The 18651-nt window shown below is 70.8% G+C and carries 20 protein-coding genes and 1 pseudogene; 12 read left to right on the top strand and 9 right to left on the bottom strand.

What is annotated here, in order from left to right; translation table 11 throughout:
• Positions 1–120: 120 nt before the first annotated feature.
• The gene (locus tag ACFPFQ_RS31075) at positions 121–477 is read left to right on the top strand and encodes a 14-3-3 family protein (RefSeq protein WP_379625196.1); all 357 of its coding nucleotides are present in this window, start codon (positions 121–123) and stop codon (positions 475–477) included.
• 120 nt (positions 478–597) lie between these two features.
• Positions 598–2238: an AMP-binding protein gene (locus tag ACFPFQ_RS31070; RefSeq protein ID WP_379625194.1), complete on the top strand. Its 1641-nt coding sequence runs from the start codon at positions 598–600 to the stop codon at positions 2236–2238.
• Between the two features lie 51 nt (positions 2239–2289).
• On the opposite strand, the gene ACFPFQ_RS31065 is transcribed toward ACFPFQ_RS31070, so the two are convergent.
• The gene (locus tag ACFPFQ_RS31065) at positions 2290–2673 is read right to left on the bottom strand and encodes a DUF5313 family protein (RefSeq protein ID WP_379625192.1); all 384 of its coding nucleotides are present in this window, start codon (positions 2671–2673) and stop codon (positions 2290–2292) included.
• A gap of 49 nt (positions 2674–2722) precedes the next feature.
• Between ACFPFQ_RS31065 and ACFPFQ_RS31060 the strand changes: the two genes are divergently transcribed.
• Positions 2723–3199, top strand: coding sequence for a MarR family winged helix-turn-helix transcriptional regulator (locus ACFPFQ_RS31060; protein WP_379625190.1), 477 nt, complete (start codon positions 2723–2725; stop codon positions 3197–3199).
• Between the two features lie 7 nt (positions 3200–3206).
• Here the strand turns inward: ACFPFQ_RS31060 and ACFPFQ_RS31055 are convergent, their stop codons facing one another.
• The 4 genes from ACFPFQ_RS31055 to ACFPFQ_RS31040 all read right to left on the bottom strand — a co-directional run bounded on the left by ACFPFQ_RS31055 (position 3207) and on the right by ACFPFQ_RS31040 (position 6525).
• Complete coding sequence (locus ACFPFQ_RS31055) at positions 3207–4316, bottom strand: Zn-dependent alcohol dehydrogenase (RefSeq protein WP_379625188.1); 1110 nt, start codon at positions 4314–4316, stop codon at positions 3207–3209.
• Entirely contained in the window at positions 4313–4759 is a 447-nt protein-coding gene (locus ACFPFQ_RS31050) for an FmdB family zinc ribbon protein (protein ID WP_379625186.1), read from the bottom strand. Before ACFPFQ_RS31050 ends, ACFPFQ_RS31055 begins: the two co-directional genes overlap by 4 nt.
• 113 nt (positions 4760–4872) lie before the next feature.
• Positions 4873–5691 (bottom strand): N-acyl homoserine lactonase family protein, encoded by an 819-nt coding sequence (locus ACFPFQ_RS31045; RefSeq protein ID WP_379625184.1) that lies wholly within the window; start codon positions 5689–5691, stop codon positions 4873–4875.
• 120 nt (positions 5692–5811) lie between these two features.
• Positions 5812–6525 carry a GntR family transcriptional regulator gene (locus tag ACFPFQ_RS31040; protein WP_379625182.1) on the bottom strand — a complete coding sequence of 238 codons (714 nt, stop codon included), beginning with the start codon at positions 6523–6525 and terminating at the stop codon, positions 5812–5814.
• A 172-nt stretch (positions 6526–6697) separates the two neighbouring features.
• Here ACFPFQ_RS31040 and ACFPFQ_RS31035 point away from each other — a divergent pair, with 172 nt between their 5' ends.
• The 3 genes from ACFPFQ_RS31035 to ACFPFQ_RS31025 are packed head-to-tail and all read left to right on the top strand — an operon-like array spanning position 6698 to position 9136.
• A complete protein-coding gene (locus ACFPFQ_RS31035; protein WP_379625496.1) occupies positions 6698–7849 on the top strand; it encodes an acyl-CoA dehydrogenase family protein in 1152 nt (383 codons plus the stop codon).
• 40 nt (positions 7850–7889) lie between these two features.
• Positions 7890–8930 carry a lactonase family protein gene (locus ACFPFQ_RS31030; RefSeq protein WP_379625180.1) on the top strand — a complete coding sequence of 347 codons (1041 nt, stop codon included), beginning with the start codon at positions 7890–7892 and terminating at the stop codon, positions 8928–8930.
• Between the two features lie 38 nt (positions 8931–8968).
• Positions 8969–9136, top strand: a complete 168-nt coding sequence (locus ACFPFQ_RS31025; RefSeq protein WP_379625178.1) for a hypothetical protein — start codon at positions 8969–8971, stop codon at positions 9134–9136.
• Positions 9137–9145: 9 nt separating this feature from the next.
• On the opposite strand, the pseudogene ACFPFQ_RS31020 reads toward ACFPFQ_RS31025, so the two are convergent.
• The 3 genes and pseudogenes from ACFPFQ_RS31020 to ACFPFQ_RS31010 all read right to left on the bottom strand — a co-directional run.
• A pseudogene (locus ACFPFQ_RS31020) lies at positions 9146–9508 on the bottom strand (NAD(P)/FAD-dependent oxidoreductase); the annotation flags it as partial.
• Positions 9509–9603: 95 nt separating this feature from the next.
• Positions 9604–10041, bottom strand: coding sequence for a hypothetical protein (locus ACFPFQ_RS31015; RefSeq protein ID WP_379625176.1), 438 nt, complete (start codon positions 10039–10041; stop codon positions 9604–9606).
• Positions 10038–10295 carry a hypothetical protein gene (locus ACFPFQ_RS31010; RefSeq protein ID WP_379625174.1) on the bottom strand — a complete coding sequence of 86 codons (258 nt, stop codon included), beginning with the start codon at positions 10293–10295 and terminating at the stop codon, positions 10038–10040. The genes ACFPFQ_RS31015 and ACFPFQ_RS31010 overlap by 4 nt, the downstream gene beginning before the upstream one ends.
• A gap of 121 nt (positions 10296–10416) precedes the next feature.
• Between ACFPFQ_RS31010 and ACFPFQ_RS31005 the strand changes: the two genes are divergently transcribed.
• The 3 genes from ACFPFQ_RS31005 to ACFPFQ_RS30995 all read left to right on the top strand — a co-directional run bounded on the left by ACFPFQ_RS31005 (position 10417) and on the right by ACFPFQ_RS30995 (position 14811).
• Positions 10417–11946, top strand: coding sequence for a CHAD domain-containing protein (locus ACFPFQ_RS31005; RefSeq protein ID WP_379625172.1), 1530 nt, complete (start codon positions 10417–10419; stop codon positions 11944–11946).
• Positions 11947–12431: 485 nt separating this feature from the next.
• On the top strand, positions 12432–13217 hold the full coding sequence (locus ACFPFQ_RS31000; RefSeq protein WP_379625170.1) for a DUF222 domain-containing protein: 786 nt from the start codon (positions 12432–12434) through the stop codon (positions 13215–13217).
• A gap of 76 nt (positions 13218–13293) precedes the next feature.
• On the top strand, positions 13294–14811 hold the full coding sequence (locus ACFPFQ_RS30995; RefSeq protein ID WP_379625168.1) for a flavin-containing monooxygenase: 1518 nt from the start codon (positions 13294–13296) through the stop codon (positions 14809–14811).
• 4 nt (positions 14812–14815) lie between these two features.
• Here ACFPFQ_RS30995 and ACFPFQ_RS30990 read toward each other — a convergent pair whose 3' ends face one another.
• Positions 14816–16363, bottom strand: a complete 1548-nt coding sequence (locus ACFPFQ_RS30990; protein ID WP_379625166.1) for an acyl-CoA synthetase — start codon at positions 16361–16363, stop codon at positions 14816–14818.
• A 212-nt stretch (positions 16364–16575) separates the two neighbouring features.
• Here ACFPFQ_RS30990 and ACFPFQ_RS30985 point away from each other — a divergent pair, with 212 nt between their 5' ends.
• From ACFPFQ_RS30985 to ACFPFQ_RS30975, 3 genes are read left to right on the top strand one after another with little or no spacing between them, the layout of a single operon-like run.
• On the top strand, positions 16576–17763 hold the full coding sequence (locus ACFPFQ_RS30985; RefSeq protein ID WP_379625165.1) for a lipid-transfer protein: 1188 nt from the start codon (positions 16576–16578) through the stop codon (positions 17761–17763).
• 1 nt (position 17764) lies between these two features.
• On the top strand, positions 17765–18235 hold the full coding sequence (locus ACFPFQ_RS30980; RefSeq protein WP_379625163.1) for a MaoC family dehydratase N-terminal domain-containing protein: 471 nt from the start codon (positions 17765–17767) through the stop codon (positions 18233–18235).
• Positions 18232–18642, top strand: coding sequence for a MaoC/PaaZ C-terminal domain-containing protein (locus ACFPFQ_RS30975; RefSeq protein WP_379625161.1), 411 nt, complete (start codon positions 18232–18234; stop codon positions 18640–18642). Before ACFPFQ_RS30980 ends, ACFPFQ_RS30975 begins: the two co-directional genes overlap by 4 nt.
• Positions 18643–18651: the final 9 nt, after the last annotated feature.

The following is an 18651-nucleotide window of genomic DNA, read 5'->3' as shown; positions in this document are numbered from 1 at the left end:
GCGCACGGTAGCGGTTCGACGGCGGGTTCCGGGAGTGCTCCACGGCTCGCCCGGGAGGGTTCGGGTACTTCCACCAGGGGCCGATGTCCTCGACACTGGGAGGTGCTGAGGAGGTGCGCGATGGGCCGGACAACGGATCAGGAGCACGTGTACGAACTCCAGGCAGCGGCGGCGAGCGCGCTGGCGGCCGGGCGCGTCGACGCGGCCAAGGCCACCTTCGCCGAAGCGACGCGGCTCGCGTGCGAGGTGCTTCCCCCCGCTGATCCGGTGCGGCTCGCCGTCGCCGGTGCCCACGCCGACGCGTGGTTCGAGCACTGGAACGATGCGGAGCGGGCCTGGGAGATCGGGCAGGCCGCCTACGACGCCGCGGTCTTCGCGATCGACGACGCACCCCAGGAGCAGTACGGCGAGGCCGTTCGGCTCCTGTCGGACCTGCGCGACCAGATGACGTTCTGGGCCTTCCGGATGAGCTCCTGAGAGCGCCCTCACCATCCGGTTGGGTTCGGTGCGGGCAGCAATGGCAGGCCCCTCGTCGCAGTTTGTAGATTGAGGATTCTGTCAGTGCTGACGGGGAAGGCCGACGGGGAGGCGCGGGGGATGAGAACCACGGCGTTGAGCTATGCCAGCGGTCCGTCGGAGACACCGTTGATCGGGTCGACGATCGGCGGGCAACTGGAGCGCACCACCGCGGCCTTCGGCGATCGCGACGCGCTCGTCGACGTGCCCAGCGGTCGCCGATGGACCTACACCGCGCTCAACGATGCCGTCGACGCGCTGGCCACCGGGCTGCTCGGCCTCGGGATCGCCAAGGGCGACCGGGTCGGGATCTGGGCGCCGAACGTGCCCGAATGGGTGCTGGTGCAGTACGCCACGGCGAAGATCGGCGCGATCCTCGTCAACATCAACCCGGCCTACCGCAGCCACGAGCTGGGCTACGTGCTCAACCAGGCGGGCGTCTCGGTGCTGGTGTCGGCACGGGAGTTCAAGTCGTCCGACTACGCCGCGATGATCGACGAGGTTCGCGCGGACGCACCCGCGCTGCGCACCGTCGTGCTGCTGGGCTCGCCGGAGTGGGACGCGCTGGCCGCCACCCCGGCCGACGCCGCCGCCGTGGCCCAGCGGATGGCCACGCTGGACCGCGACGACCCGATCAACATCCAGTACACCTCGGGCACCACCGGGTTCCCCAAGGGCGCCACGCTCTCGCACCACAACATCCTCAACAACGGGTTCCTGGTCACGGAGGTGCAGCGCTTCACCGAGTCCGAGCGGCTCTGCGTCCAGGTGCCCTTCTACCACTGCTTCGGCATGGTGATGGGCAACCTCGGGTCGATGGCCCACGGCTCGTGCGTGGTGATCCCGGCGCCGTCGTTCGAGGCCGGCGCCACGCTGCGGGCGCTGCAGCAGGAGCGGTGCACGGCGCTCTACGGCGTGCCGACGATGTTCATCGGCATCCTCGAGCACCCCGACTTCGCCGCGGCCGACCTGTCGAGCCTGCGCACGGGGATCATGTCCGGCTCTCCGTGTCCTGTGGAGTACATGAAGCGCGTCGTCGCCGAGATGCACATGGACGAGATCACGATCAGCTACGGCATGACCGAGACGTCACCGGTGTCCACGCACACGCGCGTCGACGCCTCGCTGGAGCGGCGGACCTCGACGGTGGGCACGCCGCAGCCCCACGTCGAGATCAAGGTGGTGGACCCCGAGACGGGTCTGACGGTGCCGCGTGGCGAGACCGGCGAGCTGTGCGCCCGCGGGTACCTGGTGATGCGCGGGTACTGGGAGCAGCCGGAGCGCACGGCCGAGGTGATCGACGAGGCCGGCTGGATGCACACCGGCGATCTCGCGACGATGGACGACGAGGACTACCTCAACATCGTCGGGCGCCTCAAGGACATGGTGATCCGGGGCGGCGAGAACGTGTACCCGCGGGAGATCGAGGAGTTCCTCTACTCCCACCCCGACATCGCCGACGTGCAGGTCGTCGGCGTTCCCGACGCCCGGTACGGCGAGGAGCTGTGCGCCTGGATCCGGATGCGGGAGGGGCGCCCGGCGATCACCGCGGAGTCGCTGCGCGCGTACTGCACGGGCAAGCTGGCGCACTACAAGATCCCGCGCTACGTACATCTGGCCGACGAGTTCCCGATGACGATCACGGGCAAGATCCGCAAGATCGCGATGCGGGAGGCCTCGATCGAGGAGTTCGGCCTCAGCGGGGTGGGGCCGACGGCCTGAGAGGTCCCGCCGGTAGTCCACCTTCGGCGCGGCCGCAACGGGGCGCCGACGCTAGCTGCGCCAGCGCTCGTTGTAGCGCTCCTCGGCTTCGGCCCGTTCGACGGCCGTGGACTCGCCCCGGACCTCCGCCACGGTGCCGCGGGGGAAGCCCGCCTTCATGGCCCGGTGCTCGGTGGTCTCGTACATGTAGGCGAACGAGTAGAAGAACCCGATGCACAGCCCGGCGAGCACGGCGCACGCCCGCACCCAGACCGGCCCGGGGATGAGCACGAACAGCACCACCGCGATCGGCGCGAGCTGGACGGTCGTGCGGGCGAAGTGGCGCAGCACCCAGGTGCGCGCGGTGACGTCGCGCAGCACCCAGTCGCGCTTCGATGCGGGGAGTCCGGCGCCGAACGCGTAGAGCACCCACTGGAGCGGGTTCGGACGCTGCACGCCAACGCTTGGTGCACCAATCATCATGACACCAAGCTACACTGGATCCGTGAAGCTGGAAACCACAGGTGACGCAACGGACGTCGGCGACCTGCTCAGGCTCGACCGCCAGGTGTGCTTCGCGCTCGCCGTGGCCGCCCGCAACGTCGTCGCCCTCTACCGGCCTGTCCTCGAACCGATGGGCCTGACCCACCCGCAGTACCTGGTCATGCTGGCGCTCTGGGAACGCTCACCGCGGTCGGTCAAGGACCTCAGCGCGGCGCTCGCGCTCGACCCGGGCACCCTGTCCCCGCTGCTCAAGCGGCTGGAGGCGGCCGGGCTCGTCACCAGGGGGCGCGATCGCGCCGACGAGCGGCTGCTGGCCGTCACGCTCACCGACGCCGGTCGCGAGCTGCGGGAACAGGCGCTGAACGTGCCGCCCACGATCATCGCGCGGCTGGGGATGGAGCTCTCCGAGCTGGAGGAGATGCACGCCTCGCTCACCACGGTCATCGCCGCCTCCCGGACGGCCTTGGAGAGCGCGTAGCAGCGCGCTACTCGTGCACGATCACCCCGCGCACGTTCTTCCCCGCCAGCAGGTCGTCGTAGCCCTCGTTGACCTGCTCGAGGGTGTAGGTGCGGGTGATCAGCTCGTCGAGCTTGAGGTCGCCGCTGCGGTAGAGCCCCAGCAGCCGCGGGATGTCGGTGGTGGGGTTGCAGTCGCCGAAAAGGCTGCCCCTGATCGTCTTCTTGAAGAGCGTGGCGACGGTCCCGGGCAGCGAGATCGTGCGGTCGGTGAAGCCCGCCATCGCCGTCAACACCACGGTGCCGGCCTTGCCGATCGCGTCGAACGCCTCGCCGACGACCTCGGCCGTCATGATGTCGACGGTCAGGATCGCCTTGTCGGCGCCCACCCCGCGGGTCAGCTCCTGGGCCAGCCGGTGGGCGTCGGCGGAGGTGGTGGCGGCGTGGGTGGCCCCCACCTGCATGGCGACCTCGAGCTTGTGGCCGTGCGGATCCACGGCGATGACGTTCTGGGCGCCGGCGTAGCGAGCGCCCTGCACCGCGTTCATCCCGATCCCGCCGATGCCGTAGACGATCACGGTGTCGCCGGGGCGCACGTCGGCGGCGTTGACGGCCGAGCCCCAACCGGTGGGCACGCCGCAGCCGACGAGCGCGGCCTTGTCCAGTGGCAGGTCGGCGTCGATCCGCACCGCCGAGGTCTGGTGGATGACGCCGTAGCGGCTGAACGTGCCGAGCATGCACATCGCGCCGTAGCGCCCGCGCGACCCGCTGATCGGCCAGTGCTCGCCCGGCAGGAACCCGCGCATGATGTTGGCGCCGGTGTCGCAGATGGCCTGCTGGCCGGTGGCGCACCAGTGGCAGTGCCCGCAGCTGGGGATGAACGAGCAGACGATGTGGTCACCGGGGGCCACCCGGGTGACACCGGGCCCGACGTCCTCGACGATGCCGGCGCCCTCGTGGCCCAGCACCATCGGGAGCCAGCCCTCGATCTGCCCGTGCATGACGTGCAGGTCGGAGTGGCAGAGCCCGGCGTGGGTGAACCGGACGAGCACCTCACCCGGGCCGGGCCCGTCGAGCTCGATCTCCTCGATCTCGAGCGGCTTGCCGGCCTCGTGCAGGACGGCGGCGGTGGACTTCACGTGGCTCCTGCGGCGGGGGGAGTGGGCGTGCTGCGCTCGCGGCTGGCCTCGGCGGCGGCCTGCGTGGCGTTGTTCGTGGTGGCGGCGCGGGCGGCGAGCTCCTTGTACGTGAGCGGCTTGCGCTCGAACGCACCCTCGTGCGCCGCCACGGCATCGCGCTTCTCGGCGTGCTCGGGGTTGCGCGACTCGAACTCCTGTCGGGCGTCGAGCGCTCGGCGCCACTTCGTGACGTACTCCCGGTCGCCGCGCTGCACCCCCTCCCAGGACTGCGGTGCCGACGACATCGCCGGCGGCGGCGCGGCCGATCCGTGCATCGCGGGCGACGGCGGGCGGCGCACGGTCTCGGCACCGCACGTCGGGCAGTCGGGCGCGGGGCTGCGCCAGGACGGCACCAGCAGCTCGAAGCGCGCACCGCAGGCGCAGGCGTAGTCATAGACGGGCATCGGTGACCTCCACGCTGGTGACCTCTACTGAGCGAACCAGATGTCGGGTTCCAGCGGGGTGACATCGCTGCCGCCGGACGTCAGCGATGTCACCCCGCTGGAGGATCGGGACGTCAGGTGTAGGAGTTGCCGGGGCCCGTCCGCAGCTCGTGGATCTGGTCGGCGGAGTGGCCGAACACCACGGTGGCGTTCGTCTTCTCCTCGATGGCCCGGATCTTCTCCACCGACTTGAACCACGCCACGGTGTCGTAGACGATGCCCGCCGCGATCGGCGGTGGTCCATAGGACTCCTTGAGGTACAGCGAGTCGGACGTGAAGATCATCGTGCCGGTGTCCTTGAGGTCCACCTGCAGGCTCAGCGTGCCCCAGGTGTGGCCCGGTGTGCGCAGCAGCGTCACGCCGGGAAGGATCTCGGTGTCCTCGTTGATCGTGTCGAGCGTCAGCCCGTCGTAGTCGGACTTGATGTGGGCACCCAGGTTGTGCCCGTCGAAGGAGAACGCGCCCTCCTTCTCCTTCTCGTCAACGATGATCTTCGTGCCGCTGTCCATGAACATCTTGGCGTTGGCGGCGTGGTCGAGGTGCAGGTGCGAGAGCAGCAGGTAGTCGATGTCGCTGGGCTCGAGCTTGAGCTGCTTGAGCCGCGAGTCGAGCCACATCTCCTCGGTGGCCGCATCGACGGGGAAGAACTGGCCCAGCCCGGACTCCGCCCAGCGGGTCTCCCAGTCCCGCGGCACGCCCGAGTCCCAGAGCAGCTTCTTGCCCGACGGATGCTCGATGAGGACGGCGTGGGTCGGGACCTCGACCCAGTCCTTCTGCTTGACCGGCTGATCCCGCGTGGCCATGTTCATCGGGCTGATCAGCAGCCAGGTGAGGTCGGCGTGCATCGCCCCGGTGGGGAGGATCGTCACCTTGATCTTGTCGGCGTCAGACATCGTTCTCCTCGTCGTCGAGTGAGGAACCACTGAGCCGACCGTGTCGCGTTCTATAGAATCTTGCAACAGGTAGTCGGGTGAACTCCTGCCCGAGTGGAGAGGGTGATCTCCCGGCGATGCCTACGACGCCGACCCGGTGTGCCGCTGCGTGAACGCCCCACCGGCGGCCAGGTGGTCGGCGAGCAGCTGCCCGATGTGGCGGATGTGGCCCTGCATGGCGAGGCGCGCACCGTCGGCATCGCGGTTCTCCAGTGCGACGAAGATCGCGTCGTGGTCGTGCGCCGACGCCTCGGCCCAGCCGCGGACGCGCCCGAAGTAGCTGTGCGGCACGTAGTGCACGGTCATCAGCAGCATCGAGGTCAACCGGCCCGCCTCGGGGGCGCGGTTGATGGTGCGGTGGATCTCGTGGTTGAGCGTGTCGACGCGGACGGTGTCACCCGCCCGGGCGGCGGCCTCCAGGTCGGCCTGCACGGTGCGCAGCCGGGTGATCTCGGCGGCGGGCAGCAGCGTGGCACTGCGCGCGGCCAGCTCACCTGCGATGAACGCCTGCACCTCGAACAGGTCGACGACATCGCCGCGGCTCATCGGCACCACGCGGAACCCACGCCGGGGCTCCCAGCGCACGGTGCCCTCGCTCTGCAGGATCATCAGTGCTTCCCGTACCGGGGTGGCGCTGACGCCCAGCTGCGTCGCGAGGTGCTCGGTGCGGATGTAGGCCGACGGCCGCAGCTCGCCGACCATGATCGCCTCTCGGACGTAGGCGGCGACGGTCTCCGAGAGTTGCTTCTTGTCGAACTCGCGCAGGATCGGTGCCGACCGCGGGGGATCGGTCATCGGGTTCGTCCGTTCTCGCGAAGCCGGATCAGGAGCCCGGACCTGGTGTGCAGAATATCGTGCGGCCCGGCAGTGCCCGCTCGACCGGCAGGGCCCTCCGTGTGATGCCGAATACGCAGCGTACAACTTTCGCGGATAATATAGAATGTGGGAGGCTGTCCCGGTGGCCGAGCTGAGTGTCGAGGAACGGGCCGTCGTCGAGACGGTCGCGGCGTTCGTGGACCGGGAGATCCGCCCGGTCGTGCGGGAGCTGGAACACGCGAACACCTACCCGGAGGCCCTCATCGAGCAGATGAAGGAGCTGGGGATCTTCGGTCTCGCGGTGCCGGAGCCGTGGGGTGAGGCCCCGGTGTCGATGCCCTGCTACGCGCTGGTCACCGCCGAGCTGGCACGCGGCTGGATGAGCCTCGCCGGTGCGATGGGTGGGCACACGGTGGTGGCGAAGCTGCTGGTGGCGTTCGGTACGCGAGAGCAGCAGGACCGCTACCTGCCGCGGATGGCCACCGGCGAGATCCGGGCCACGATGGCGCTCACCGAGCCCGGCGGCGGCTCCGACCTGCAGGCCATGACCACCGTCGCGCGGCGCGACGGCGACGAGTACGTCGTCAACGGGGCGAAGACGTGGATCACCAACTCGCGCCGCTCCGGGCTGATCGCCCTGCTGTGCAAGACCGACCAGAAGGCCGAGCCGCGCCATCGCGGCATCTCGATCCTGCTGGTGGAGCACGGGCCCGGCCTGACGGTGTCGCGCGATCTGCCCAAGCTCGGCTACAAGGGCGTCGAGAGCTGCGAGCTCACCTTCGACGACCACCGCACGTCCGTGTCCAACCTGCTCGGCGGCGAGGAGGGCAAGGGCTTCGGGCAGATGATGAAGGGCCTGGAGACCGGCCGGATCCAGGTGGCGTCGCGCGCGCTGGGGGTCGGTCGGGCCGCCTTCGACGACGCGCTGCGCTACGCGCAGGAGCGCGAGTCGTTCGGCAAGCCGATCTGGCAGCACCAGTCGATCGGCAACTACCTCGCGAACATGGCCACCAAGCTCACCGCGGCCCGCCAGCTGATCCTGCACGCCGCCGAGCGCTACGAGTCCGGGCAGCGCTGCGACATGGAGGCCGGGATGGCGAAGCTGTTCGCCTCGGAGGCGGCGATGGAGATCGCGCTCGACGCGGTCCGGATCCACGGCGGCTACGGCTACTCCACCGAGTTCGACGTGGAGCGCTACTTCCGCGACGCCCCACTGATGATCGTGGGCGAGGGCACCAACGAGATCCAGCGCAACGTGATCGCCGCGCAGCTCGTCAAGCGGGGTGGGCTCGGCAACACGTGACCGGAACGGGGCAAGATCGGCGGGGCGTAGGGTCCCCGGCATGGGCGATGACGTGCGGTTGTGGATCGGCGGCTACCCGGAGGGGGAGGCGGCCGGCACCGGTGAGGGCATCTGGCGCAGCACCCTCGACACCGTGACCGGCACGCTGTCGGAGCCCGTGTTCGCCGTCGCGACGCCGGCGCCGACGTTCCTCGCCCTGCACCCCGACGGCCACACGATCTACGCCGTAGCGGAGGTGCCCGACGGCACGGTGAGCGCGTTCGCGGTCGACGAGTTGGCGCCGCGTGGCACCCGTTCGACGCTGGGCGCGCATCCCTGCCATGTGGTCGCGACCCGCGACGCGCTGCGTGTCGCGAACTACACCAGCGGCACGTTCACCACGATCGCGTTGGGCGCCGACGGTGCGGTGACCGGCGATCCGGTGGCGCACGCGTGGCGCGGAACCGGGCCCGACGCCGAGCGTCAGGACGGGTCGCACGCGCACTTCTCCGGCGCCGTCGGCGACGAGGTGTGGGTGGCCGACCTCGGCACCGACGAGCTGCGCCGCTACCGGGCCGACGGCTCGGGGGTGGTGGCGACCGGGGTCGGGGCCGTCCTGCCCGCCGGATCGGGGCCGCGCCACTTCGTGACCCTCGATGACGCCGTGCTCGTGGCCACCGAGCTGGACTCCGGCGTGTCCGTGCTCGTGCCGGGCACGGCGGGGGAGCCGGTGCGGTTGCTCGCGCGCCACGACGCATCGGTGACGCCTGCTCGCGGCGGCGGCCGGAACTACCCGTCCCACATCGCGCTCGACGCCACCGGCACGCGCCTGCACGTCGCGGTGCGCGGTGCCGACGTGCTCGCGACGTTCGCCGTCGAGCAGGCGCCCGACGGGCCGGTGCTCACGCACCTGGCCGACACCGCCACCGGCGGGCGGTGGCCGCGCCACTTCGCCGTCATCGGTGATCTCGTGGTCGTGGCCGACCAGTACTCGTCGGATCTCGCGGTGCTGCGCATGGATCGGGACTCCGGTCAGGGCGAGCTGGTCGGGCGCCATCCCCACCCCGCACCCGCCTGCGTATTGCCGGCCCTCGTTCCGTAAGGGCGTTGGGCCACCGCTGATGCGGGGTACTCCGAGGCATGGGAGATCCAGAGGACCAGCGCGCTGACGGCCCGTCGACCCGGCCGGCCGGGGAGACCCACGACGACATGGAGACCGAGGATCCAGACCGTGTCCGGGAGCGGCGCGACGAGGCAGGCGAGGGCTCCGACGACGACGCGGCGCCGTCGGAGCCCCGGCCGCGGTAGGAACGACCGTCAGCGCGCCGGCTTCTCCGGTGCCGCCGTGTCCAGCGGGACGGCCGCGGCGCGCACCAACCCCAGCTGGGCGTTCTGGCGGGGGAGCACGGCGTCGGCAGCCCAGTCCACCGCGGTGCGTGCCCGGTTCCCCGGCATGGCCATCAGGTCGTAGCTGCGGGTGCCGATGCCGAGCGAGGCGGTGACGTTCTCGCCCGCGCGCTCGCCCTGACGCTGCGCGTGCTGGGCCGTCATGCCGGTGACCTCGCCGGGGCGGGTCAGATCCGGGACGGCCGCCGCGTCACCGCAGGCGAACACCTCCGGGTGGCCGGGCACCTGCGGGTACTCGTCCACCACCAGGCCCTGCTGCGCGTCCAGGTCGAGGCCGGAGCTGCAGGTCGGTTCCGCAGGGCTGCCTCCGTTGTCAGCGGTGTTCGTGTTCATATCCGTGGGGCAGCTTCATCATGACGCGGGCACCCTCAGGGCTGCGGGGGCGATGCCGGTCGGGTCGTGACCCGAGGGCTGCCGTCGGGCGGCGGCGCGTTGATGCCCGCGCGGCGCTCCTGCACGGCTTCGGCGATCTCGTCGCTGCGGCGCCGCTCGCGGACCCGGATCAGCACCAGCATCGATATCCCGTAGGCGGCGCCTAGGACCAGGAGCACGACACCGAGCCGCATGACGAAGGTCTGCAGCGGGCTGCCGGCCTGCAGCGTGATCACCGAGATGATCGCGAGGACGCCCAGGGTGATGAGGTGGAACAGGACCGACAGGAGCAGGTTGACCGAGCGGGTCACCTTGTCGTCCTGGAAGACCTCCAGCAGGAACGGCTGACCGGCGACGAGCAGCAGCCGCCCCACGAGGAACGTCAGGCAGATCGAGACGACCAGCAGTGCGATGTACTGCGCGGTGTCGCTCATGCGTCGGCCCCGCGGGGCGGGTCGGTCGACACGGCGGTCAGCGTCAGCCAGGACCGGCGCTCGAGCAGCCGGTCGATGTCGGCCCACAACCCCGAGACCCGCTCCCCGAACCGGGAGGCGGTGACCTTCGTGTAGAGGGCGGCGATGTGGTGGTCCAGGGTGTCGAGGTCGGGGCACAGGTAGGTGGCGCCCCCGTGCCCGGTGACCGTGGTGGACGGGTCCTCGACAACGGGACCGAAACTGAGTCGCGGCATCCCGCTCGCCTCCTTCATCGCTCTGCCCGGGTTGCGTGAACGGGGGATTCCCGCCGGGGCTGTTCGGCAAACCGGGACGTTTCGGCACGTAACTCGGTCGTTGCGTGGGTACTCCACGGTCATGCCGAGCACCGTGCGAGAGACCGAGCGGACCTACGAACCAGGAGAGGGCGGCGGGCTCCCGTCGCTGACGCGGGTCGACGGCGTCGAGGCGATGGTCGGGCCCGATGAGATCGGTCTGGAGAACCAGTACTTCGACACCGCCGACCTGCGCCTGGCCGCCGCGGGCATCACGCTGCGACACCGCCGGGGTGGCGGCGAGACCGGCTGGCAGCTCAAGCTGCCCGCCGGTGGTGACAGCCGCGACGAGATCCGGGTGGCCGACGTCCGGACCCAGCGGGCGCGGCTGCGTCCGCCGCCCGAGCTCGTCGCGCTGACCAGGGCGTACAGCCGAGGCGCTGTGCTGACCCAGGTCGCGGTGATGACGACGCAGCGGCGCGAGTGGCGGCTGCTCGACGGTGCCGGCGCCACCGTGGCGGAGCTCGCCGACGACACGGTGCACGGGCACCGCACCGGTGCCGACACCACCGCCGTCACGTGGCGCGAGATCGAGGTGGAGCTCGCCGACGCCGGCGACGTCGCACTGCTCGACCGGGTGGAGAAGCGGCTCGCGAAGGGCGGGGTGCGCCGCAGCGCCACCGCGACCAAGCTCGAACGGGTGCTCGGGGACCGGTGGCCGTCCCCGGTCGCTCCGCCCCGGATCTCCGGCGCCTCGTCGGTCGGTGCCGTCGTGGTGGCGTATCTGCACACGCAGGCCGAGCAGCTGCGCCGGATGGACGCGCAGGTGCGCAGGCAGGCCCCCGATGCGGTGCACCAGATGCGGGTGGCCGCCCGACGGCTGCGCAGCGCCCTGCAGGCCTACGGTCGCGTCGTCGACCGCGACAGCACCCGGGAGCTGACCGACGAGCTGAAGTGGCTCGGGGAGGCGCTCGGTTCGGCGCGAGACCTCGAGGTCCTGCACGACCACCTGCAGGCAACGGTGGCCACGTTGGCTCCGGAGCTGGTCCTCGGCCCGGTCGCGGCGGAGCTGACCAGGGAGTTCTCGCCCCGGCAGGCTGCCGCTGCGGCGGAGGCGGTGGCCGCGCTGGACAGCGACCGCTACCTCGCGCTGCTGGAGCGGATCGACCTGCTGCTCGCCGACCCGCCCCTGACCCGGCAGGCGGGGCGCAAGGCCCGCAAGGCATTCCCGGCGCTGCTGGGCCGGACCCACCGGAGCCTGGGCAAGCGGCTGCGCGTCGCCGGGTCAGCGGCGGCGGGCCCCGAACGGGACGAGGCACTGCACGAGGCCCGCAAGGCGGCCAAGCGGCTGCGCTACGCCGGTGACGTCGGACGTCCGGCGCTGGGGACGCCGGGCCGCAGGCTCACCCGGCAGGTGAAGAAGCTGCAGCAGGTGCTCGGCGACCACCACGACGCGGTGGCGGCGCGCCCGGTGGTGCGCGACCTCGCCGTCCGGGCGCAACAGGACGGGGGGAGCGGGTTCACCTACGGGCTGCTCCACGAGGTGGAGTCGTCGCGGGCGCGAGATTGCGAACGGGCCCTCCCGGCGGCGGTGCGGAAGGTGAAGAAGGCCGCAGCCCCGGTACTGGGCTGATGCGCCGAGCCATTGGTCCCGGCATGCGGTGAGTTGGGGTGGATGGCCCCGCGAGTTGCGCTTGAATGCACCGCGAGTCGGGGTGGCCGAATGGGTGCGTTGCTTTGCGTGCCCCGGCTTTTGGGGCCGCCTCGCCGGCGGGGCAGGTCGACGGGAGGACACTCCAGGCCCCCGGTGTGCGCGCAGCGCGCGCCCGGGCTCCTGGCCCGGCAGGGCACGGGGCGGCAGCAGGCGCAGGGCTTGCCGCGAGTTGCGCTCGAACGCACCGCGAGTTGCGACGGATCGACCTGCGAGTTGGGGTCGCGTTGCGTTGAGCGCCCGGTTTCAGGACCGCCTCGACGGCGAGCAAGATCTCCAGCAGAGCGTTGCCGGGTCGCACACGGCCAGATGAGCTTGATCAGCGAGTGCGGTACCTGAGCTGCATGGGTGCACCTCCGGTACCGCACCCGGCGATCATGGCCGGTGCTCCACGACCGATGTGACCGTTGTGCCCGCAGGGCTTCGTCGAGAGCGAAGTCAATGCGATCAACAGACCATTTGATCACCACAAGTACGTTCGAGGCACCAGTGAGCACAGCCTGGTGAGCACAGCCTGGCAGGCCTCCGATGCGGAGATCCTGCACGGGCTCGCCGCGATAGCGAAGAAAACGAACCTTCTCCGCCTTGAAGGACTCGCCTTGATGCGCGAATCCGACGTGTTCAACCCTTACGAGCTGGGCGTCCTCGCCCGCCGGCGGTTGGCGTTCCTCGACCCCGACGGCGCCGCACCTCGCGACACCCCTCCGGCGCAGGACCACCTCACCTTCACTGCGAACGGCGAGGGCTTCGACCTGCGCGGCTGGCTGAGCACCGAATCCGCCGCCGACCTCAACACCGCCCTCTCACCGCTGGCCGCACCCCAACCGGCCGACGACGGCACCCCGGACCCGCGGACCAAGCCAGAACGCGACGCCGACGCACTGGTCGACCTCGCCCGCCGATCCCTGACCTGCGGACAGCTGCCTGTCGATGGTGGGGAACGCCCGCACGTCAACGTCACCATCACCCTCGAAGACCTCGAAAGCCGACTCGGTGCCGGCCTGCGCGACTTCGGCGACGGGTCCATGGCCGGCCGACGCTCCCAGGCTCTGCCCCGCGGGTGGGCGCGTGATAGCCCTCTGGGAGGTCGTCGGGAGGGCACGACCCCGACCCGCCTGGAGACCTGCCCGCCGGCGAGGCGCTCTTCGCGCGGCCCGCCGCGGAGGGCCTGCGACCCCATGGTCCACGGCTAAGTTACCGCCGGTATCGACATTCGTAGGTTACTGGCGGTAGGTTGGCGTTGCCGGATCCAACGGAGGAGGCAGGACCTTGACCGCTGATCATGTCGACGTGCTGATCGTGGGTGCTGGGCTGTCCGGCATCGGTGCCGCGTACCACCTGCGCACCAGCTGCCCGGACCGCTCCGTCGCGATCCTCGAGGCGCGCGCCACCATGGGCGGCACGTGGGACCTGTTCCGCTACCCGGGCGTGCGTTCCGACTCGGACATGCACACCCTCGGCTACCGGTTCACGCCCTGGGTGTCCGAGGACTCCATCGCCGATGGCCCGGCCATCCTCGACTACGTCAAGGAGACGGCGGCCAAGTTCGACGTCGAGAAGGAGATCCGCTTCCACCACAAGGTGGTGGGCGCGGAGTGGTCGAGCGAGACGCAGCGCTGGACGGTCGACGTCGAGCGCACCGACACCGGCGAGCGGGCGCAGCTGACCTGCGGGTTCCTCTACCACTGCTCCGGCTACTACAACTACGACGCCGGCTACACGCCCGAGTTCCCGGGCCGCGAGGAGTTCGCGGGCCAGGTGGTGCACCCGCAGTTCTGGCCGGAGGACCTGGACTACGCGGGCAAGAAGGTGGTGGTGATCGGCAGTGGCGCCACCGCGGTGACGCTGGTGCCGGCCATGGCGGGCGACGCCGCGCACGTCACGATGCTGCAGCGCTCGCCCACCTACGTGGTGTCGATGCCGCGCAAGGACCCGATCGACCGCGCCCTGCGCAGCGTCCTGCCCACGAGCGTGTCGTACCCGATCGTGCGCTGGAAGAACGTGCTGACCCAGTCGCTGAGCTACCAGCTCAGCCGCCGCCGCCCCGAGATGATGAAGGCAGTGCTGCGCAAGGGTCTCGAGCGCATGCTGCCCGCCGGCTACGACATCGACACCCACTTCACGCCCCGCTACAACCCGTGGGACGAGCGGCTGTGCCTGGTGCCCGACGGCGACCTGTTCGCCGCACTGCGCGCCGGCACGGCCTCCGTGGTCACCGACCGGATCGCGGCCTTCACCGAGAAGGGCATCCGGCTGGAGTCGGGCGCCGAGCTGGAGGCCGACATCATCGTGACCGCCACCGGCCTGAACCTGCAGATGTTCGGCGGGTGCCCCGTGTCGGTGGACGGGAAGCCGGTCGTGCTGGCCGAGCACCTCACCTACAAGGGGATCATGCTCGACGGGGTGCCCAACTTCGCCTACACGTTCGGCTACACCAACGCGTCCTGGACCTTGCGGGCCGACCTGGTCGCCGAGTACGTCTGCCGCCTGCTCAACGTGATGCGCGCACGCCACTACGCCGTGGCGGTGCCGCGCAACGCCGACCTGGCGATGGCGACCAAGCCGCTGCTGGACTTCCAGCCCGGCTACATCCGGCGCGCGCTCGCCGCCCTGCCCAAGCAGGGTTCGCACGCGCCGTGGAAGAGCCGGATGAACTACCCGCTGGAGCTGCTGGAGCTGCGCCACCGCCCGGTCACCGACCGGATGCGGTTCCTGAAGCCACTGCCCGCGGCGCCGGCGCCCGCCGTGGTGGCGGCGCCGGTCGCCCAGCCCGTGGCGGGGGACTGACCCCTCAGTGCACCTGGCGGTCGGCGTCGGTCCAGTACTTCTTGCGCAGCTCGCGCTTGAGGATCTTGCCGGCGCCCGAGACCGGTAGCGCTTCGACGAACTCGACGGTGCGCGGCGCCTTGTACCCGGCGATCAGCGTCTTGACGTGCGCGCGGATCTCCTCGGGAGTGGGCGCGCTGCCGGCCTGCAGCACCACGACGGCGTGCACGCGCTCGCCCCACTCGGCGTCGGGCACGCCGATGACGGCACACGACGCGACGGCCGGGTGCTGCGCGAGCGCGTTCTCGACCTCGGCCGAATACACGTTCTCGCCGCCGGTGACGATCATGTCCTTGATCCGGTCGACGACGAAGACGTAGCCGCGCTCGTCCATGTAGGCGCCGTCGCCCGTGTGCATCCAGCCCCCACGCAGGGCGGCGGCGGTCTCCTCGGGCTTGTTCCAGTAGCCGAGCATGACGTGCCCACCGCGGGCGACGACCTCGCCGACGGTGCCGCGGGGCACCTCGTTGTCCTCGGCGTCGACGATCCGGACCTCGCAGTGCGGCGCCGCCCGGCCCGCCGAGCGCCGCAGCGTGGCGTCGCGGTGGTCGGCCGCGCCCAGCATCGTGGCCACCGGTGACAGTTCCGTCATGCCGTAGGCCTGCGTGAAATCGGCGGTGGGCAGGATCTTGACGGCCCGCTCGAGCACGGCCTCGGAGATGGGAGAGGCGCCGTAGATCAGGTTCTGCATGCTGGACAGGTCGGCGGTCTGGGCCGCCGGGTGATCGGCCAGCACCTGGATCATGAGCGGCACCAGCAGGGCGTCGGTGGTGGCGTGCTTCTCGATGGCGGCGATGACGGCCACCGGATCGAACATCGCCACGATGACGTGCGTGCTGCCCAGTGCGCACCCGGCGACCCAGGCGGCGATGTCGGCGAGGTGGAACATGGGCGCGGTGTGCAGCAGGCGCCCGCCGCGGGTCATGAACCCGCCGTTGGCAGTGGACCCCAGCGCCGAGACGAGCATGTTGGTGTGGCTGAGCATCACCCCCTTGGGGAAGCCCGTGGTGCCGCCGGTGTAGAAGATGCCGGCCAGCGCGTCGCCGCTGCGGTGCGCGTCGGGCACCGGCTCGTGCTCGGCGATCAGTGCCTCGTACCCCAGCGTGCCATCGGGCGTCGGTGCCTCCCCGCAGTGGATCACGGTGGCCAGGTCGGGGCACTGTTCGCGCAACGCCGGGACCATCGCGGCGAACGCGTCGTCCACGAGCAGCACCCGGGTGTCGGAGTCGACGAGCGAGTACGCGATCTCGGCGGGGCTCCACCGGACGTTGACGGGGTTGAGCACCGCGTCGGCCCACGGCGTGGCCAGCAGGTACTCGTGGTAGTTGTCGGAGTTCAGCGCGAGGATGGCGATCCGATCACCGGGAGCGACCCCGAGCGCCTGGAACGCACCGGCCAGCCGTGCCACGCGATCGGCGCACTCCGCCCAGGTGCGCCGGCGCTCGCCGAAGATCGTGGCCGGTTGGTCCGGGGTCTGCTGCACCGCTCGGTGCAGGGCCTGGGTGAGGTACATGCCGTCTCCTGAAGGTCGCGACGTTCGCTGCGGGTGCTGGCGCGCCGTGGCCCGGCGGCATGAGGTCAGCGGTGATCCATGTCACTGATTGCCCCGAAACCCTAGGGCGCCCAACCGCGGCCGGTCAAGGTTTTCGGCGACGTTATGTGAATCACGCCTAGTTTCAGTCGGCGATGGTGCAGTATCGTCGGCAGCCCAGGGAGGTGCTTGCCATGCCACAGCGTGTTCAGGTCGTCGGTGTCGGGATGATCCCGTTCGTCACGCCGAGCCGAACCGAGGCGTACGACGTCATGGGGGATCGGGCCGTGCGAGCGGCGCTGGCCGATGCCGGCGTCGACTACGCACTCGTCCAGCAGGCCTACGTCGGTTATGTGTACGGCGACTCGACAGCCGGTCAGGCGGCGCTCTACGGCGTCGGCCAGACCGGGATCCCGGTCGTCAACGTGAACAACAACTGCTCCACCGGGTCGTCGGCGCTGTGGCTGGCCCGCCAGGCCGTGGAGTCCGGTGCGGTCGACTGCGTGCTCGTGCTGGGCTTCGAGCAGATGCGCCGCGGCGCGCTCTCGGCGATCTGGGACGACCGGCCCAGCCCGTTCGACCGCTTCAACGAGATGGCGGTGCGCGCGCAGGCGCCGGACCCGACGGCGCCCTTCGCAGCGCAGTACTTCGGCGGCGCCGGTGCCGCCTACGCGGAGCGCCACGGCACCGCGCCGGAGACGTTCGCCCGGATCTCGGTGAAGTCGCGCCAGCACGCCGCGCACAACCCCTACGCGGTGTTCCGCGAGCAGGTCACGGTCGAGGACGTCTTGGCCTCGCCGCACATCTACGGCCCGCTGACGCGGCTGCAGTGCTGCCCGCCCACCTGCGGCGCCGCGGCGGCGGTGCTCACGAGCACGGAGTTCGCGCGCAAGCACGGCCTCGACACCTCGGTCGCGATCACCGCGCAGGCGATGACGACCGACACCGCGTCCACGTTCGGCGGGGACGACATGATCAAGCTGGTCGGCTACGACATGGCGCGGTCGGCGGCCCAGCAGGTCTACGAGCGCTCCGGCGTGGACCCGCTCGACCTGAAGGTCGTCGAGCTGCACGACTGCTTCACCGCCAACGAGCTGCTCACCTACGAGGCCATCGGCCTCACGCCCGAGGGCACCGCGGAGAAGTTCATCCTCGACGGCGACAACACCTACGGCGGCCGCGTGGTCACCAACCCGTCGGGCGGCCTGCTGTCGAAGGGTCACCCGCTGGGCGCCACGGGGCTGGCGCAGTGTGCCGAGCTCGTCTGGCAGCTGCGCGGGCAGGCCGAGGGCCGCCAGGTCGAGGGCGCGAAGGTGGCGCTGCAGCACAACATCGGGCTCGGCGGCGCCGCCGTCGTCACGCTGTACGAGAAGGTGAGCTGACGTGGCAGTCTCCACCGATGTGATCGGGCGTGCCCTGCCGGTCAGCACGGTCGACGTCGAGCGTGGCCGGCTGGCGTTCTTCGCCACGGCGATCGGCGAGACCGATCCCGTCTACTCCGACCTCGCCGCCGCGCGCGCGGCCGGGCACCCGGACCTGCCGGTGCCGCCGACGTTCCTGTTCGGTCTCGAGATGGCGGGGGCCGACCCGTTCGCCCTGTTCACCGAGCTGGGCATCGACCTGCGCCGGGTGCTGCACGGCGAGCAGTCCTTCACCTACCACGCGGTGGCGCACGCCGGGGAGACGCTGACGGTCGCCCCGTGCATCGCCGATGTCTACAGCAAGAAGGGCGGTGCGCTGGAGTTCATCGTCAAGGAGACCAGCATCAGCCGTTCCGACGGCACCGTCGTCGCCGAGTTGCGCAACACGATCGTGATCCAGAATCCCGCCCAGAACACTGAGGTGCCCCGATGACGGCGATCGGCGAAGCGAGGGTCGGCACGCAGCTGCCGCCGCTGGTCCTGCCCGCGATCAGCCGCACCACGCTGGCCCTGTTCGCGGGGGCGTCCGGTGACCACAACCCGATCCACATCGATCTCGACGTCGCCCGCTCCGCCGGGCTCGACGACGTCTTCGCCCACGGCATGCTGTCGATGGCCTACCTCGGGCGGCTGCTCACCGGGTGGGTGCCGCAGGAGCGGATCCGCACCTACCGGGTGCGCTTCGCCGCCATCACACCCGTGCTCGCGCAGCCCACCTGCACCGGCACCGTCGCCGCGATCGACGAGGTGGACGGCGAGCGTCGCGCCCGCATCGAGCTGGCCGTCACGCTCGCCGACGGCACCGTGACCCTCACCGGCGACGCCGTCGTCGCACTCTGATCAGGAGAA

Source organism: Pseudonocardia sp. GCM10023141 (genome assembly GCF_042653605.1).
This window is presented reverse-complemented; position numbering and strand designations above follow the sequence as displayed.

Excerpts from the sequence above, each read along its gene's own strand:
- ACFPFQ_RS31075 (WP_379625196.1), top strand. The coding sequence starts at position 121 with ATGGGCCGGACAACGGATCAGGAGCACGTGTACGAACTCCAGGCAGCG.
- ACFPFQ_RS31070 (WP_379625194.1), top strand. The coding sequence starts at position 598 with ATGAGAACCACGGCGTTGAGCTATGCCAGCGGTCCGTCGGAGACACCG.
- ACFPFQ_RS31050 (WP_379625186.1), bottom strand. The coding sequence starts at position 4,759 with ATGCCCGTCTATGACTACGCCTGCGCCTGCGGTGCGCGCTTCGAGCTG.
- ACFPFQ_RS31045 (WP_379625184.1), bottom strand. The coding sequence starts at position 5,691 with ATGTCTGACGCCGACAAGATCAAGGTGACGATCCTCCCCACCGGGGCG.
- ACFPFQ_RS31040 (WP_379625182.1), bottom strand. The coding sequence starts at position 6,525 with ATGACCGATCCCCCGCGGTCGGCACCGATCCTGCGCGAGTTCGACAAG.
- ACFPFQ_RS31030 (WP_379625180.1), top strand. The coding sequence starts at position 7,890 with ATGGGCGATGACGTGCGGTTGTGGATCGGCGGCTACCCGGAGGGGGAG.
- ACFPFQ_RS31025 (WP_379625178.1), top strand. The coding sequence starts at position 8,969 with ATGGGAGATCCAGAGGACCAGCGCGCTGACGGCCCGTCGACCCGGCCG.
- ACFPFQ_RS31015 (WP_379625176.1), bottom strand. The coding sequence starts at position 10,041 with ATGAGCGACACCGCGCAGTACATCGCACTGCTGGTCGTCTCGATCTGC.
- ACFPFQ_RS31010 (WP_379625174.1), bottom strand. The coding sequence starts at position 10,295 with ATGCCGCGACTCAGTTTCGGTCCCGTTGTCGAGGACCCGTCCACCACG.
- ACFPFQ_RS31005 (WP_379625172.1), top strand. The coding sequence starts at position 10,417 with ATGCCGAGCACCGTGCGAGAGACCGAGCGGACCTACGAACCAGGAGAG.
- ACFPFQ_RS30990 (WP_379625166.1), bottom strand. The coding sequence starts at position 16,363 with ATGTACCTCACCCAGGCCCTGCACCGAGCGGTGCAGCAGACCCCGGAC.
- ACFPFQ_RS30985 (WP_379625165.1), top strand. The coding sequence starts at position 16,576 with ATGCCACAGCGTGTTCAGGTCGTCGGTGTCGGGATGATCCCGTTCGTC.
- ACFPFQ_RS30975 (WP_379625161.1), top strand. The coding sequence starts at position 18,232 with ATGACGGCGATCGGCGAAGCGAGGGTCGGCACGCAGCTGCCGCCGCTG.